Origin of the sequence: Stenotrophomonas sp. S49 (assembly GCF_016624905.1) — a bacterium.
Lineage (GTDB): Bacteria > Pseudomonadota > Gammaproteobacteria > Xanthomonadales > Xanthomonadaceae > Stenotrophomonas.
Genome location: NZ_JACVUD010000178.1, coordinates 1 through 483, shown reverse-complemented (window position 1 = coordinate 483; position 483 = coordinate 1). Strand labels below are relative to the sequence as shown.

At 61.5% G+C, this 483-nt stretch carries 1 protein-coding gene; it reads left to right on the top strand.

The window, feature by feature from the left end:
• Positions 1 to 175: 175 nt before the first annotated feature.
• Positions 176 to 388 carry a DUF4287 domain-containing protein gene (locus IAE58_RS19890; protein ID WP_108752369.1) on the top strand — a complete coding sequence of 71 codons (213 nt, stop codon included), beginning with the start codon at positions 176 to 178 and terminating at the stop codon, positions 386 to 388.
• Positions 389 to 483: the final 95 nt, after the last annotated feature.

Genomic DNA, 483 nt, shown 5'->3' with positions numbered 1-483 from the left:
GCAAGTACGTCCATGTAGCCTTGGTCGCCGCATCCATGCGGCTCACACCCCGCAAACCCACAGTGCCCCGCCTTCGACAGTTTCCCGCGGTCTGTCGAAACGGCATCGGGGTGTGAGGTTGTCGATTTGTTGCGGTGTGGTTCGTCTAATGAATGACGTTCAACAGGAGCTGCACATGAGTACTGACACCCCGCCGAAAGGCCCGGCTTCGTATTTCCCGTCCATCGAGAAAACCTACGGCCAGCCCGTGGCGCACTGGCTGGGACTGTTGGCCAAGCAGCCGGGCCTGAAGCACATGGAACTGGTCAGCTACCTGAAGGCCGAGCACGGGCTGGGCCACGGCCATGCCAACGCCCTGGTCGCCCATCATCTCAAAGCCGCGCGCTGACCCCCCCTCCCGAGCGAAGCGACCCGATCCTGCTTTTTCTTTTTTCTTTTCACGTGGCTGGACGCACACGGAAATTGTCAGGGGCCGGGCGGGGT

Coding starts and splice junctions, on each gene's coding strand:
- IAE58_RS19890 (WP_108752369.1), top strand. CDS start 176: ATGAGTACTGACACCCCGCCGAAAGGCCCGGCTTCGTATTTCCCGTCC.